The 13,157-nt window shown below is 68.5% G+C and carries 13 protein-coding genes; 4 read left to right on the forward strand and 9 right to left on the reverse strand.

Going from position 1 to position 13,157, the window contains the following annotated elements:
- Positions 1 to 46: 46 nt before the first annotated feature.
- The 7 genes from ACFVH0_RS00320 to ACFVH0_RS00350 all read right to left on the reverse strand — a co-directional run bounded on the left by ACFVH0_RS00320 (position 47) and on the right by ACFVH0_RS00350 (position 6,960).
- A complete protein-coding gene (locus tag ACFVH0_RS00320) occupies positions 47 to 1,159 on the reverse strand; it encodes an NAD(P)/FAD-dependent oxidoreductase (RefSeq protein WP_385817192.1) in 1,113 nt (370 codons plus the stop codon).
- Positions 1,156 to 1,353 carry a ferredoxin gene (locus ACFVH0_RS00325; protein ID WP_385817193.1) on the reverse strand — a complete coding sequence of 66 codons (198 nt, stop codon included), beginning with the start codon at positions 1,351 to 1,353 and terminating at the stop codon, positions 1,156 to 1,158. Before ACFVH0_RS00325 ends, ACFVH0_RS00320 begins: the two co-directional genes overlap by 4 nt.
- A 44-nt stretch (positions 1,354 to 1,397) precedes the next feature.
- Complete coding sequence (locus tag ACFVH0_RS00330; protein ID WP_385817194.1) at positions 1,398 to 2,588, reverse strand: cytochrome P450; 1,191 nt, start codon at positions 2,586 to 2,588, stop codon at positions 1,398 to 1,400.
- A gap of 27 nt (positions 2,589 to 2,615) precedes the next feature.
- Positions 2,616 to 3,833 (reverse strand): nitrate/nitrite transporter, encoded by a 1,218-nt coding sequence (locus ACFVH0_RS00335; RefSeq protein WP_385817195.1) that lies wholly within the window; start codon positions 3,831 to 3,833, stop codon positions 2,616 to 2,618.
- A 79-nt stretch (positions 3,834 to 3,912) separates the two neighbouring features.
- Positions 3,913 to 4,806 (reverse strand): alpha/beta hydrolase, encoded by an 894-nt coding sequence (locus ACFVH0_RS00340; protein ID WP_385817196.1) that lies wholly within the window; start codon positions 4,804 to 4,806, stop codon positions 3,913 to 3,915.
- A 10-nt stretch (positions 4,807 to 4,816) separates the two neighbouring features.
- Positions 4,817 to 5,653 (reverse strand): alpha/beta fold hydrolase, encoded by an 837-nt coding sequence (locus ACFVH0_RS00345; RefSeq protein WP_385817197.1) that lies wholly within the window; start codon positions 5,651 to 5,653, stop codon positions 4,817 to 4,819.
- A gap of 122 nt (positions 5,654 to 5,775) precedes the next feature.
- Complete coding sequence (locus ACFVH0_RS00350) at positions 5,776 to 6,960, reverse strand: FAD-dependent oxidoreductase (protein ID WP_385817198.1); 1,185 nt, start codon at positions 6,958 to 6,960, stop codon at positions 5,776 to 5,778.
- Positions 6,961 to 7,513: 553 nt separating this feature from the next.
- On the opposite strand from ACFVH0_RS00350, the gene ACFVH0_RS00355 reads away from it, so the two are divergent.
- The 3 genes from ACFVH0_RS00355 (at position 7,514) to ACFVH0_RS00365 (ending at position 10,441) form a co-directional block, all read left to right on the forward strand.
- On the forward strand, positions 7,514 to 9,022 hold the full coding sequence (locus ACFVH0_RS00355) for an MFS transporter (RefSeq protein WP_385817199.1): 1,509 nt from the start codon (positions 7,514 to 7,516) through the stop codon (positions 9,020 to 9,022).
- A 52-nt stretch (positions 9,023 to 9,074) separates the two neighbouring features.
- A complete protein-coding gene (locus tag ACFVH0_RS00360) occupies positions 9,075 to 9,698 on the forward strand; it encodes a TetR family transcriptional regulator (protein WP_385817200.1) in 624 nt (207 codons plus the stop codon).
- Between the two features lie 431 nt (positions 9,699 to 10,129).
- Complete coding sequence (locus ACFVH0_RS00365) at positions 10,130 to 10,441, forward strand: hypothetical protein (RefSeq protein WP_385817201.1); 312 nt, start codon at positions 10,130 to 10,132, stop codon at positions 10,439 to 10,441.
- Between the two features lie 317 nt (positions 10,442 to 10,758).
- Here the strand turns inward: ACFVH0_RS00365 and ACFVH0_RS00370 are convergent, their stop codons facing one another.
- Entirely contained in the window at positions 10,759 to 10,959 is a 201-nt protein-coding gene (locus tag ACFVH0_RS00370) for a hypothetical protein (RefSeq protein WP_385817202.1), read from the reverse strand.
- A gap of 268 nt (positions 10,960 to 11,227) precedes the next feature.
- On the opposite strand from ACFVH0_RS00370, the gene ACFVH0_RS00375 reads away from it, so the two are divergent.
- A complete protein-coding gene (locus ACFVH0_RS00375) occupies positions 11,228 to 11,692 on the forward strand; it encodes an integrase core domain-containing protein (protein WP_385817203.1) in 465 nt (154 codons plus the stop codon).
- Between the two features lie 214 nt (positions 11,693 to 11,906).
- Here the strand turns inward: ACFVH0_RS00375 and ACFVH0_RS00380 are convergent, their stop codons facing one another.
- Positions 11,907 to 13,040 (reverse strand): glutathione-independent formaldehyde dehydrogenase, encoded by a 1,134-nt coding sequence (locus tag ACFVH0_RS00380; RefSeq protein ID WP_385817204.1) that lies wholly within the window; start codon positions 13,038 to 13,040, stop codon positions 11,907 to 11,909.
- Between the last annotated feature and the right edge of the window lie 117 nt (positions 13,041 to 13,157).

The following is a 13,157-nucleotide window of genomic DNA, read 5'->3' on the forward strand; positions in this document are numbered from 1 at the left end:
GCCCGGACCGCACGCGGTCCGGGCCCCTCCCGCTTCCCTCCTGTGTTCAGACCGCCAGCCGGCGCAGCTTCGGCAGCGGCATACGACGGTTGACCGTGGCCGCGGCTACCGGACGGCCGTCCCGGTACCACTGGAGGATCATCGAGCGTTCGTCGCGACTGCCCTCGACAACCACCGGGACACCGGCGGCGGGGACAAGGCCGCACACCTTCACGGCGAGGCCGAACTGCTCGGTCCAGAAGTACGGCCGGGGCCGGTACACGGGCGCCGCCCCGGGATCCAGCAGCGCCGCAGCGGCCGCCGTCGCTTGGTCCAGTGCACTGGACCAGAGCGGGGTGCGGTGCCCGCCCGGACGGGAGACCACATCGCCGGCGGCTACTACGCCGGGAGCGGCGATCAGCCGCTCGTCGACGCACAGGCCTCCGTCGAGCGTGAGCCCGGAGTCCGCGAGCCATTCCGTGTTGGGCCGTTCGCCCGCCGCCGTGACCACGGTGTCGGCCTCTCGCCGCACCCCACCCACCACAACGGCTGCCTCCTCGACCAGCACGGGCCCGGCAGGCCGCAGGAAGACCACGCCCGCGTCCCGGGCCGCCTCCACCAGCAGGTCCGCGAGGAAGCCGCCGACCTGCCTCCGCATCGGCGGACAGGGGTCGATCACGGTCACCGCACGCCCCAGCTCCCGGCATGCTGAGGCGATCTCCATACCGAGAGGGCCCGCTCCCACGACGATCACCTCGTGGGACGCGAGCAGCGAGGCACGCAGTACGAGGGCATCGTCGACGGAGCGCAGCCGCAGCTCCCCCGGCCCGTGACACAGCGCACGGGCGCGCGCTCCGGTCGCGATCACCAGTCCGTCGTACGTCACCCAGCCTCCGTCACTGAGCGTAACGCGGCGTTCGGCGAGCCGCAGTCCGCCGGCGCGCGCTCCCAGCCGCAGTTCGATTCCGTCGGCCAGGTGCAGCGCCGCGGAGTCAGGGTGGTCGGTGCCCGTCAGAATGCCCTTGGAAAGCGGGGGCCGGGCATAAGGAGCGTGGAGTTCTTCGGAGATGAGGGTGATGCGGCCGTCGAAGCCCGCGGTGCGCAGGGCGCTCGCGGCGGTCGCGGCGGCCAGGGAGCCGCCGACGACAGCCACCGAGCGAAGCCGCCCTGCCGGGCTCATGGCAGCAGCTTCAATGCCGCCACCGGGCAGATGCCCGCGGCGGCGGAGGCGTCTGCTTCCGCCGCCGCGGGCAGGTCCCGCCCTTCATGGGTGAGGTGCAGCTCGCCCTCGTCGTCGAGATGGAAGAGCCCGGCGGCGCGTTCCTCGCACAGGCCGTGCCCCTCACATCGGTCGCGTTCCACCAGCACACGCATGTCTGCTCCTTGGTTTCGTTCAGTCGGGACCGCCGGGTCTGCGGTCAGCCCGCGGGGACGGCCCGCGTAGGCAGTGAGTCGAAGGCGCGCATCACGTTGTTGACGGTCCGCCGGGATCCCCGCACCTCGAAGCGGGCCACACGGCGGGCGAGCGCGGCGAGCACCGCGTGGGTCTCCAGGCGAGCCAGGCCCTGCCCGGCACAGCCGTGCGCTCCGTAACCGAAGCCGAGGTGGCCGAGGCTCTCCCTGCACACGTCGAATTCCTCGGGCCGGTCCCATGCGCGTTCGTCGCGGTTGGCCGAGGCGAACATGACGAGGACCTGCGAACCGGCCGGCAGGCACGCCCTGCCGATCTCGGTGTCGCGGGCCACACGCCGGCCGAAGGCCCGTACCGGGGTCTCCAGGCGCAGCACCTCACGGAAGGCGCCGGGGATCAGCGCGGGGTCCTGACGGATGAGGTCCCATTGGTCGGGGTGACGGGCGAACAGGTCGATGGCGGCGGTGAGTCCGGTGACGGTGGTGTCCAGGGACGGCACCAGGTAGTCGATCATGAGGGAGACAGCCTGGTCCCGTCCCACCTCGCCCCGGTCGAGAGCGTCGAGCACACAGTGCGCTACGCCGTCGGGGCGGGCGGAACGCTCCTCGACGAGACGTTCGGCGTAGGCGGCCATCGCGCTGGACAGCGGGAGGGACGCGCGGGCCCGGTCGTTGAGGGGGCCGTGACAGTTGAAGTTGGCCGCAGCCCAGTCGATGAGGTGCTCGCGGCCGTCGTCGGGTATGCCGAGGAAGTCGGGCACCACGGCAAGCACCATCGCCCGGGCCAGATCACCGACGGCGTCGAAGGACCCCTGCTCGACAAGCGCCTCGACGACCGCGTCGGCGGTTGCCTCCACTCGTCCGCGCATCGGACGCAGCGCCCGCGGCGTCAGCCTACCTCCCGTGATCGCCCGCAGCCGCGCGTGCTCGTCGCCGTCGCTGGCAAAGGTCGAGCCCAGGATCAGGTTGTTGTAGTGGTCGTTCAGGGAGACCCCGCCCGCGTTTCGGAAGGTGTCGTCATCGGTAAGTGCCGCCCTGGTCTCCTCGTAGCGCGGCAGGGCGTACACGCCGTGCCGCTTCAGGTACACGACGGGGCCGAGGTCCCGCAGACGACGGTAGTGCCCGTACGGTTCGAGGATCGCCGATTCCGCGTAGAGGTCGACCTCGTCGACCGGTACAGGAGCGGTTGCGCTGGTCATGGTCAATTCCTTCCGGTACGGGCCGGCTCAGCCGGACTCGGTGGAGCGGACCGGGATCGGGGCCGGGCTGTGCACGTCGGTGGTCCCGCCGACCGGTCTCCGAGCGGCGAGGGCGACCAGCGCGGTGACGATGCCTGTCATGCCCATAACCGTCCAGGCCACCGGGTAGCCGGGCCCGTCGGCCAGCAGCCCGAACGCCCAGGGAAGGACGAACCCGCCGACCGCGGAGACCGTCAGCATCAGGCCGACGGCGGTGCCCAGGTGTTCGGGCTCGATGCGCGCGCTGCCGCCGGGCACGGTCTGCCAGACGGCAAAGGTGAAGTTGAACATGAAGCCGATGCCGAAGGCGGCGATCCAGAAGGCCGTGGGGCCGCACAGCGGCAGCATGAGCAGGAACAGGCTCTCCAGCACGGCGCCTGCCACGAACAGCGTGCGGGTGCTGCGGACCCTCTCGGCGAGCCGGCCCGCTGCGATGCTGCCGGGAACCCCGGCGATGCCGATGAGGAAGGCGGCCGCGCCGACGGCTCCCCCGGACAGGCCCCGGTCCTCGCCGTATCCGGCGATGATCTGGGAACCGGTCAGGTAGGCGCCGTACGCGCCGAAGAACGCGATGCCGTACAGCCAGATCTCCCGGTCGGTGAGAGTCCGGCGCAGCGCGACCCGGCTGATCCTCACACCGTCGAGGGCGTCAGCCCCTTCAGGGACACGGAAGAACAGGCCGCAGACGAGGGCGGCGGCCAGCGCGAGTGCGCCGCCCGTCGACAGCGCCGTCCGCCAGGAGGTGGCGGCGCCGATGTCTCCCCACACGTACAGTCCCAGGGCTGTGCCGACGCTGAAGGCGGCCGAGGAAATCCCGAGTGCCAGCGTGTGGTGGCGTCCTGTGAACCAGACACTGACGGCGGCGATCCCGACCGCGGCGAACACGGAGGCGCCGGCGCCGCACAGCGCCCGCCAGACCATCAGCTGGGCGAGATTCTGCGCAGTCACCGACAGAAGCGCGCCGGCCCCCTCGACGGCGAGGCCGAGAACGAGAACCCGGCGGAGCCCCCACCGAGTGGCGAGGAAGCCGCCCGGGATGTGCAGCAGCCCATAAGCCGCCACGAAGACGGAGATGAGCGGCGCAAGCGACGGAACGGAGAGACCGAACTCATCGGCAAGGGGACCGAACCCGGCGGCGATGTTGAACCAGTTCACCGTCATTGCGACGAATCCGAGCGAGACCAGTGCGAGCATGCCCCATTTCATGTGGTGCTCTCCTTGTGCCTTGGGCCGGAGTCGTACGACTCACCAGCGCTGGCGGATGTACCGGAGGCCTGCTGCGCCTTCAGGCCCTTTCGTGCGCCGCGCGTCCGGCGGTCCCGGCCCGGGCCACGAGCCCCAGCAGCCGCTCGAAGAGCGCGGAGCTCGGGTCGGCGAGGTCGAGGAAGACGTCGTAGTGGTGGCGTCCGGGCACCACGAGCAGTTCAGCAATGCCCCTCGCCGCGCACGCTGCGTGGAAGGCCGCGCTCTGTGCGAGGAAGCCGCTCCCGTCGTGCTCGGACACGGCGATCACGGACTCGGGGAGGTAGGAGCCGCCCGGGTCGAGGGCGAGCAGCGGGCTGAGTGCGGCGGCGCGGGCGGTGTCGAGGCCCAGCCATTCATTGGCGAAGGAAGCCACCAGAGGACGCAGGTCGAACAGGCCGCTGATGGGCAGGGCGGCCTTCACCACGTCCGCTGGCAGCCCCAGTTCCCGCTGCCAGCCACCGGGCATGGTGGCCGCGGCAAGATGGCCGCCGGCGGAACTTCCGCCGACGACGATGCGGTCGGGGTCCAGACCGTGCTCGGCACCATGCCGGTGGGTCCAGCCGACGGCGGCCCTGACCTGGCGGACCATTTCCTCCAACGGCGCTCCTGGTGCCAGGGAGTAGTCGACAGCGACGGTCGCGATGCCGGCCGTATCGAGGGCGGCGGCCATGAAGGCGGTATCGTGCCGGGACAGCATCCGCCAGTAGCCTCCATGCACGACGAGGAACACCGGCCGGAGCCTGCCCTCCTCCACGCCCCACACGTCGAGCCGTTCCCCGCTGTGTGCGTCGAAGGCGATCGCACGGTGTCCGGACAGGTCACGCGTGGCCCTTCGGGACTCGCTGCGGTATGCGGTGATGTTCCGCTGGAATTCGCTCTCCTCGACGCTGAGCCGGACGTTGTAGGCGGCGTCGACGAGCGGGTCGGAGCCCATGACCGCGCGCTCAGCCGGCTGTGGTGTCGTCGCCGGAGCCGAAGCTGCGGATCTGCTCGGCCACCGTCTGCGGGGAATCGAGGGTGGGGAAGTGTGTCTCACCACCGACCTGGTGGTACGAGAACCAGGGGTGTTCGGCAGCGAAGTCCTGCTGCGCACGCACGTACTCGTCCGCGGTCGGCTGCGAGAACAGGTGACGAACGGGACGCTGTTCGGCGAGGGCGTTCATGCGCAGAAGTGGCGATCCCCAGCGCTCGTACCCGTTCGCGATGACGCGACACGAGCGGGCCCACATCTCGAAGTCGAAGCCGGCCATCTCCTTGTTGAGGTGGTGGCCGACAACAGCGTTCGAGCTGCCGTTGAGCCAGGTGTCGAAAAGGTCCTGACGGCCCTCGGTCCATCGCTCGTGGTCCTGGATGGCCGCGAGGCCGGCGGCGAAGTCCGCGGGCGGCGTCGTCATGATCCAGTCGATGACGATGCTGCGCGGCACCCGACGGGCCCCGAGGCGCTCGGCCACTTCGATGTTGGCCCAGCCGCCGTGCGACGTCGAGACGGGCAGGAAGATGTCGACGCCCAGCAGGTCGAGGACCGCGATCACGTCGTCGGCCTGCTCCGGGTAGCCGAAGTCGGCGACAGGCGTACGGTCGACGCCGTGACCGCGCCAGTCGATCCGGATCACCCGGTGGGTGTCGGTGAAGTGGGGAAGCAGCGGGTCGAAGAGCCGGTGGTCCTGGCACCACCCGCTCAGCATCACCACAACCGGAGCACTCGCGGCCCCGTGGTCGTCGTAGCTGATGGAGTGGCCGTTGACCTCGACGCACTTCAGGTCGGAGGAGACTGTACTCACCGGGTTGTCCTTTCGTCCTTCACATACAGGTGCGGCTGGTGCGACGCTCACGGGGCCTGTCCGGCACCTACCGCCTGGCCCGCGACGCCCTGGGGGCGTACGACGGAAATTCCGGACACGACTCAGGCAGAGGCGCCCAGGAAGCGGTCCGCGCCCGTCGGGGTGGTGAGGGCAGCTCGCATCCGGGAGGCCCCCAACGACTTCCAGCGGCCGACAAGGCTGAGAAAAGGGGCACGGGGCGCGTCCGGGATGACGTTGAGCAGACGCAGCCGGTAGGACCAGAGCTGGGTGTGCTCGATGAGCGGACGTTCCGTCTTCTCCCAGGTGGCGAGGCGCCCTTCGACAGTGGCGGCCCCCGGTGCAGAGAGTGCGTCGGCCAGGCCCAGCGCGTTCATCATGGCGCAACCGCCGCCCTGGCCGAGATAGGGCGGCTGGGCGTGCGCGGCGTCGCCGATCAGGGCAATCCTGCCCTGAGACCAGGAGCGCAGCCGGAGAAACTCAAAGGTGTCCCAGCGTGCCGGGATGCCGTCCAGTGATCGCAGCATGTTCTCCAGGTGCGGGAAGGCACGCACCCAGGTGTCGATGTCGACCGGCATCTGTCCCGCAGCGCCGTCGTGCGCGTCGGCGACAAGTGCCACGTAGAGGCTGGTGACGCTGGAGGGCGTGTACAGAACCCGGCGGCGCCCGCTGAAGTACTCGATGTACTTGTCGCGGTCCGGGGCGGCGACGAAGTCGTCGGAGCGCTCCACTGTGAGCCGGACCGCGCCCTGTCGCATCCGCTCGCGGCGAGTGTCCATTCCGATGCTGTCGCGAATGCGGGAGTTGACGCCGTCCGCGGCGATCACGACATCCGTACCGCCGGCGCTCAGACGCTCGCCGGAGGCGCGGACGAGTGTTCCGTCGGGTTCGGCAGCAACGACTTCGGATCCGGTGACGATCTCGACTCCAGCCGCCTCGGCGCCCCTCACGAGAGTGCCGATCAGCCGGTCGCGCATAATCGTGCGGACCTCGGGCCTGCCGGGGCCGTTGATCGGGATACTCTCGACCACCCGGTCACGGTGGTCACGGCTCTCCATCACCGGACCGATGTGCGCCCCGGCCACGGCCTCGTCGTGGAGACCCAGTGCCGTCAGGGCGCGCAAGCCGTTGCCCCATACATAGATCCCGGCGCCAATGGCGCGGATCGAGCTGTCGCGTTCATGGAGCCGGACGGACCACCCACGCTGTGCCAGCGCGGTCGCCGCCGTCAGGCCGCTGATCCCCGCACCGATGATCTCGGCGTGCTTCCTGCTCGACCTGCCGGACATGCGTGCCTCCCTCGTCTGATGCGGATCATCATGAGAGCCACAACACATGCATGTCGAATGCCGACTTGGGGGTGGGGCATGCCTGAACGGCTATAGGGAGAGTGGGGCGTGTCGCGTGCGCCGGGGCGGCGGGCACGTGTGTGGGGTCAAGATGTCGCGGCCCCGATATTCGCCGTACCCGCCCCGGGTTCGGGAAGGCCCAGCCGGATCCGGGAGCGGTGGCGCGGGTTCCGATCTCTCTCGGAGCCCGGTACGTCCGCCGGACCTAGAGCATCCTCACGTCGCGAGCCCACCACCGAGAAGTGCGCAGAGCAGGCAGCCGCAGGCCGGAAGGAAGACCGGCGTGGCAGAACCGCTTTTCTCCCTCGCTCCACGGAGCGACGCTCGTACGGGCGCGGCCGTCGCACCCCTCCCCCAAGGCTCATCGGGCCTGGCAGGAGCAGAAAGAACGTACTGGTGAGCGGGGTCACACCAGTCCCCCGGAATGGCATGCACCGAGCCGCGGGTTGTACGGTAGGAAAAACTCAACGCTTGTACAGTTTTTTGGAGCCACATGTCCGCCATCACCACTCCACATACCGATCCCGCCCCTCAGCGGGGCCGCCATCTCGGGCTGGCCCTGCTCGTCATCGCTTCGGCGCAGCTCATGGTGGTGCTGGACGGCACCATCACCAACATCGCTCTGCCCAGCCTCAAGGCCGACCTCGGCATTTCCGCATCCGGCCTGGCGTGGGTGGTCAACTCCTACGTCCTCGCGTTCGGCGGCCTGCTGCTCCTGGGCGGGCGGGCCGGCGACCTCTTCGGCCGACGTCGGATGTTCCGCGTCGGCATAGCCGTCTTCACCCTTGCCTCGCTCCTGGGTGGCTTCGCGAGCGGCTCCGAGATCCTCATCTCGGCTCGTGTTCTGCAGGGCATGGGCGCGGCCATCGCGGCACCCACCGCGCTCTCCCTCATCGCCACGACGTTTCCGGAGGGTCCGCCCAGGAACAAGGCCATGGGTGTGTACGCGGGCATGTCCGGCATCGGGGCTACCATTGGCCTGTTGCTCGGCGGCGTACTGACGGAGTACCTCGACTGGCGCTGGGTGTTCTTCGTGAACGTCCCGATCGGCGTCGGCGTCCTGTTCGGCACCAAGGTCCTCGCGGACGGCGGCAGGGCCAGGGGCAGGCTCGACCTGCCCGGCGCGGCCACCGGGACCGCCGGTCTGGTCTCACTCGTATACGCGATCACCCGAGGCGGGGACCACGGGTGGACGGACAACGGAACGCTCGCGTTCTTCGGCGCGGCCATTGTCCTGCTGGTCGTCTTTGTCGGTCTTCAGGCCAGGGTGAGCGCCCCGATGCTGCCGCTGCGACTGCTCAAAGACCGTAACCGTGCGGGCTCGTACGCCACCATGCTGTTCATCGGCGCGGGCATGTTCTCGATGTTCTACTTCTTGTCGCTCTACATGCAGCAGGTACTGGGCTACACCCCGCTCAGGACAGGACTCGCCTACATTCCGTTCAGCATCGGTATGGCCGCTGCCACAGGTGCCGGCTCGAAGCTGGTCGCACGGTTCGCCCCCAGGACGCTCACCGTGCCGGGCCTCGCACTCGCCGGTGCGGGCATGCTGTGGCTGAGCCGGCTCTCCCCGGACTCCTCCTACCTCACCGACCTGATGCCGGCGATGTTCATCACCGCGGCCGGTCTGGGCACGGGGTTCCTCCCCATGACGCTCGGTGCGGTGTCCGGCGTCGCGCACCAGGACACGGGTATCGCATCCGCGTTGCTGAACACCGCACAGCAGATCGGCGGGGCCCTCGGTCTCGCTATCCTGTCCACCGTCTCCACGACCACCGCTGACAATCAGCTCGCGAATGCTGACGGCGCCTTCTACCAGGGCCTGGCCACCAAGGACTTCGCCCTCCTGGAGCGCGCCGCGAGCGCTCTGACCGATGGCTATACGGCAGCCCTGGCCGGCGGAGCGATCCTGATGGTCGCGGCACTGGTCGTCGTCGGTACCGCCGTGAACGCGCGGCGTCCGCAGCACGCCGACACCGCCGACCCGGCGACGACCGGCTGAACCCGTTTCCCACGTACGATCACTCCCGGCCGCCGCAAGAGAGGGAGCTGACATGCCGGACACGGAGCGCAAGGGAGAACGGACCCGTAGACACATCCTGGAGGCATCCCGTGCGGTCTTCGCCCGCCATGGCTACGAGCGCGCCACGATCCGCGCGATCGCGGCCGAGGCCGACTGCGACAAGTCGTCCGTCATCCAGTACTTCGGCACCAAGAAGCAGCTGTTCCACGCGGCGGTCGACTGGCAGGTCGACTTCGACGCACTCACCACTGACGACCCGGAGCGTCAGGGCGAGCAGTACCTGCGCAGCATGCTCGGCGACTTCGAGAACGATCCCGACGGGCCCATGATCGCGCTGCTTCGGTCGGCGATGACCAGTGAGGACGCGGCCCAGCTGCTCCGCGAGAAGGTGACGGAGGGGTCGATCACCCCGCTGGCCACCGCCCTGCACGGGCCGGACGCACGGCTGCGTGCGGCATTGGTGGGTGCGGTGCTGTTCGGCATCACTGTGCAACGGGAACTGCTGCGGATGCCCGACCTCGCGGCCGCCGAACTGGACGACATCCTCAGGCTGTCCGCCCCACTGCTCCAGCAGTTGCTGACCCCGCAGAACGTCACCCCTGACATGCCTGCAGCCGGCGACTCGGACGGCCACGGATACCGCTCACGAGAGTGATGTCATTCCCCGGCAGTCGGTACGCGGGATCTCGCTCGCCTCACACTGTCCGCATTCCGCGCGACGGGACGCGCCACGGCGGGCGGAGAACCCATCCGGCGGTCGTGGGGTACACGGGACAACCCGGTTCACCCACGACCGCCATCCCGCAGCGGCACAACCGGGACACAGGGCTGAACAAGCAGATTTCACGGGCCCGGGAGCTGCAGGACGACGTCATGGAGACGCGTCCCGGCCGGCCGCCTTTGGCAACGAGGCGCGGGGGACATCCCCGTTCCCGAGGAACGGCCAAGTCTCACAGAGTGAATCACCGGAGACAGAACCACCCCATATACCCCAGATCGACATTCGACCGCACAGAGCCTGTCCACCCAGCCGCCACCTGAACGGTTTACAGGCAGGCGCCCGACAATGACCTTTACCTGGCCGGAATGGTCCTCGCCTCCACCGGCAGCGCGGTCCACGTCACGCACGTCCCACACCACCAGATCTTCTCCGAGCGCACCGACGTCACCGGGCGGGTGCCCGGCCTCAGCCGACTTCAGGAAATGGTCGGCGCAACGGCCTGGCTCCCGGTCGCGGACATCATCGACGAGATGCTGCACTGCCCGAACGCTGAGCCGCACGGTCGAAGGCCGGGCGGACCTGCACGTAAACCCATGACCGCACAAGAAGCTCTGTACTTCATGGTCATGGTCACCCGCCGAGAACGGACCTCAGCACGGCCACGTATTGATCAGTGATGCCCCAGATCCAGGAGACGCGTTCGGGCCCGTTCCGGGTCTCTCGGATGGTCTTGGCGGTGCTGTGCGCTCCCAGTAGCTGCAACCCGCTGATGGCCCGGCTCCGCAACGCGGCCATCGCTCGTGTTGGCGCCAGTGGGTACGTCGGGCCAGCCGCGCTTTCGTGAAGGCGATGTGGCCAGGGTTCGCCCCGGGCGTCTGCCAAGCATCGCCGGAGGTGACAGCCGTCCAGGTCACGAAGTTCCAGCGGTGCGACCGCTACAGGCAGACGCCGTGCACCATCCAGGGATACGACAAGTGAGCCGGTCCGGCGGCTCTCAGATGAAGTACACCAGGTCCACCTGGCCGTCGGACCGGGGGATGATGATCGCCTCACCGGCACCCTGGACGGGGTCGATGTTGAGGTAGCCGACAGCGGCGTCCACACTCTGGTACACCCCATGGTGCCAGGCCTTGGCCGCAGCCGCCGTCGCCAATGACTTCTTGAACTCCACCTCGTCCTCGCTGGCGTGGACCATGTGTGACTCCTTTGACGGCTGTGAACGAAATCCGTCATCCGTTCCGGACGACAAGTGAGAACTACCCCCTGTACTCACTTCTTACGCAGAGCAACCACATGCTCACTCCTCGGTTGTCCGGAGACCCGGCGCCCGAGAAGCGCAAAGGCAGAAATGGTGCGAAGCCCGTCGGAACTCGGATCGCATGCACGCCTCGGCGCCGCGCAACTCAACGGCGGGAGGCCCGCGTCGACCGCCTCGTCATGGTCAACGCCTCCGGCACCCATCAGTGGACACCCCCGCGCCAGCTCGGCGCGAGTTGCGGTTCCGGCGTGACCTCGGCGTCGCCGGACCTGCCGACCTCGGTGAGCAGGGCGCCGTGCCACGGTTCCTGCTGCACGACCGCGACCACAAGTACACCGACGCCTTCGATGCCGTCTTCACCGCCGAGGACACTCAGGTGCTGCTCGGCGCGACCCGGGCACCGCGCACGAACGCGGATTGCGAACGTGTGATCGGCACCATCCGCCGCGAGGCCCTCGACCACGTCCTGATTCTGTGCGAGAGCCACGCCAGGAAGGTCCTGACCGACTACCAGGACCACTACAACGGACACCGGCCACACCGATCCCGGCAGCAGCTACCGCCCGGCGCGACCGGGCAGCCCGCAACCGTGCACGCCCTCGACGACCGAAGCCTGCTCCGCACCAAGGTCCTCGGCGGCCTCATCAACGAGTATCGATGCGCTGCGTGACCTGCAACGACGACTTTCGGGTGGCCCCACAGGTTCAGGGCTCGGGTGAGTTCGCGGCTGGCTGCCCGGGGGCGCTACGACGAGTTCCTCGTTGGCTCGTCGAGTGTGCCCTGCTTGTCTGCGCGGCTTGCGAGCCCTGCTTGTCTGCGAGCTCCTGCTCCAGTGTGGTGCTGCGGCGCTGGAGCTGGTCGGTGGCGGACCGCCGGATCTCCCGCTACGGGTGCAGCACGACCTTCGTGTAGCCCTCGATCCGCTTGTCGAACTTGTCGTACGCCGACGGCGCCTGGTCCAGTGGCAGTTCGTGCGAGACGACGAAGTTCGGCTGCGCCCGGCCCTCGATGATCATGTCGCGCAGGTACCGGTTGTAGCGCTTCACGTTGCACTGCCCCGTACCCATGCGTAGGCCCTTCTCGAAGAGCTTGCCGATCGAGACGAGCAGCATGCCGTGCTTGGCCTGCTCGTCGGGGCCTCCGGGGTCGGACGGAACGTAGAGGCCCGGCACGCCGAGCGCTCCGGTGGCCCGGACCGTGCCGACGAGCGAGTTCAGGACTGTCGCCGGTTCCTCGTGGTCGGTGCCGCGCGCCGACGCCTGATAGCCGACGGCGTCGATGCCCTTGTCCGTGCCGATGCCTTCGGTCTGCTCCTTGATCTGCTCCACGGGGTCGCCCTCGGCGAAGTTGACCGGAATCGCACCGATCTCCCGGGCCTTTTCCAGCCGCTCGGGAACCCGGTCCACGACGAAGACCTTCTTCGCGCCGCGCAACAGGGCCGAGTAGGCGGCCATGAGCCCGACCGGCCCGCCGCCGTACACGGCGACACTCTCACCTGGGCGGACCCCGGCGAGTTCACAGCCGTGGTAGCCGGTGGGGAAGATGTCGGCAAGCAGCATGAAGTCGGTCTCGTGCTCTTTTCCCGGCGGCAACTTCAGACAGTTGAAGTCGGCGTACGGAACGCGCAGGTATTCTGCCTGGCCGCCTGGCCAGGGCCCCATGGCGACATATCCGTATGCACCTCCCGCAAAGCCAGGATTGACGGTCTGACAGAATCCGGTGAATCCCTCGACGCAATTGGCGCAGAACCCGCAGGCGACGTTGAAGGGCATGACCACGCGGTCGCCCGCCTTGAGCAAGGTGACGCCCTGACCGGTTTCCTCGATTATCCCCATGTTCTCGTGGCCGAAGACGATGCCCGGTTCGGCGGCGGTACGGCCCTCGTACATGTGCAGGTCCGAGCCGCATATCGCGGTGGATGTGATCTTTACGATCACGTCGTTCGGATGCTGGATCCTTGGCTTTTCGACGTCCTCGACCGCCACGGTGAACGGTTCTTTGTATACGACGGCCTTCATGGCTGCCACCTCCGCTCGGCGATGCACGCCTTTCTTTCACCCACCCCCGACTCCCGTGTTTTGCGTGACTCATCTCTCATGATTCTCCGGCTTGAACCGATGGACAACCCGGTAATC

It is taken from the genome of Streptomyces sp. NPDC127117, from assembly GCF_042677325.1.
Lineage (GTDB): Bacteria > Actinomycetota > Actinomycetes > Streptomycetales > Streptomycetaceae > Streptomyces.

Bases quoted from the DNA above. Each gene is read 5' to 3' on its own strand.
- ACFVH0_RS00360 (WP_385817200.1), top strand. From the start codon at position 9,075: ATGCCGGACACGGAGCGCAAGGGAGAACGGACCCGTAGACACATCCTG.
- ACFVH0_RS00325 (WP_385817193.1), bottom strand. From the start codon at position 1,353: ATGCGTGTGCTGGTGGAACGCGACCGATGTGAGGGGCACGGCCTGTGC.
- ACFVH0_RS00365 (WP_385817201.1), top strand. From the start codon at position 10,130: ATGGTCCTCGCCTCCACCGGCAGCGCGGTCCACGTCACGCACGTCCCA.
- ACFVH0_RS00350 (WP_385817198.1), bottom strand. From the start codon at position 6,960: ATGTCCGGCAGGTCGAGCAGGAAGCACGCCGAGATCATCGGTGCGGGG.
- ACFVH0_RS00320 (WP_385817192.1), bottom strand. From the start codon at position 1,159: ATGAGCCCGGCAGGGCGGCTTCGCTCGGTGGCTGTCGTCGGCGGCTCC.
- ACFVH0_RS00340 (WP_385817196.1), bottom strand. From the start codon at position 4,806: ATGGGCTCCGACCCGCTCGTCGACGCCGCCTACAACGTCCGGCTCAGC.
- ACFVH0_RS00355 (WP_385817199.1), top strand. From the start codon at position 7,514: ATGTCCGCCATCACCACTCCACATACCGATCCCGCCCCTCAGCGGGGC.
- ACFVH0_RS00380 (WP_385817204.1), bottom strand. From the start codon at position 13,040: ATGAAGGCCGTCGTATACAAAGAACCGTTCACCGTGGCGGTCGAGGAC.
- ACFVH0_RS00330 (WP_385817194.1), bottom strand. From the start codon at position 2,588: ATGACCAGCGCAACCGCTCCTGTACCGGTCGACGAGGTCGACCTCTAC.
- ACFVH0_RS00370 (WP_385817202.1), bottom strand. From the start codon at position 10,959: ATGGTCCACGCCAGCGAGGACGAGGTGGAGTTCAAGAAGTCATTGGCG.
- ACFVH0_RS00335 (WP_385817195.1), bottom strand. From the start codon at position 3,833: ATGAAATGGGGCATGCTCGCACTGGTCTCGCTCGGATTCGTCGCAATG.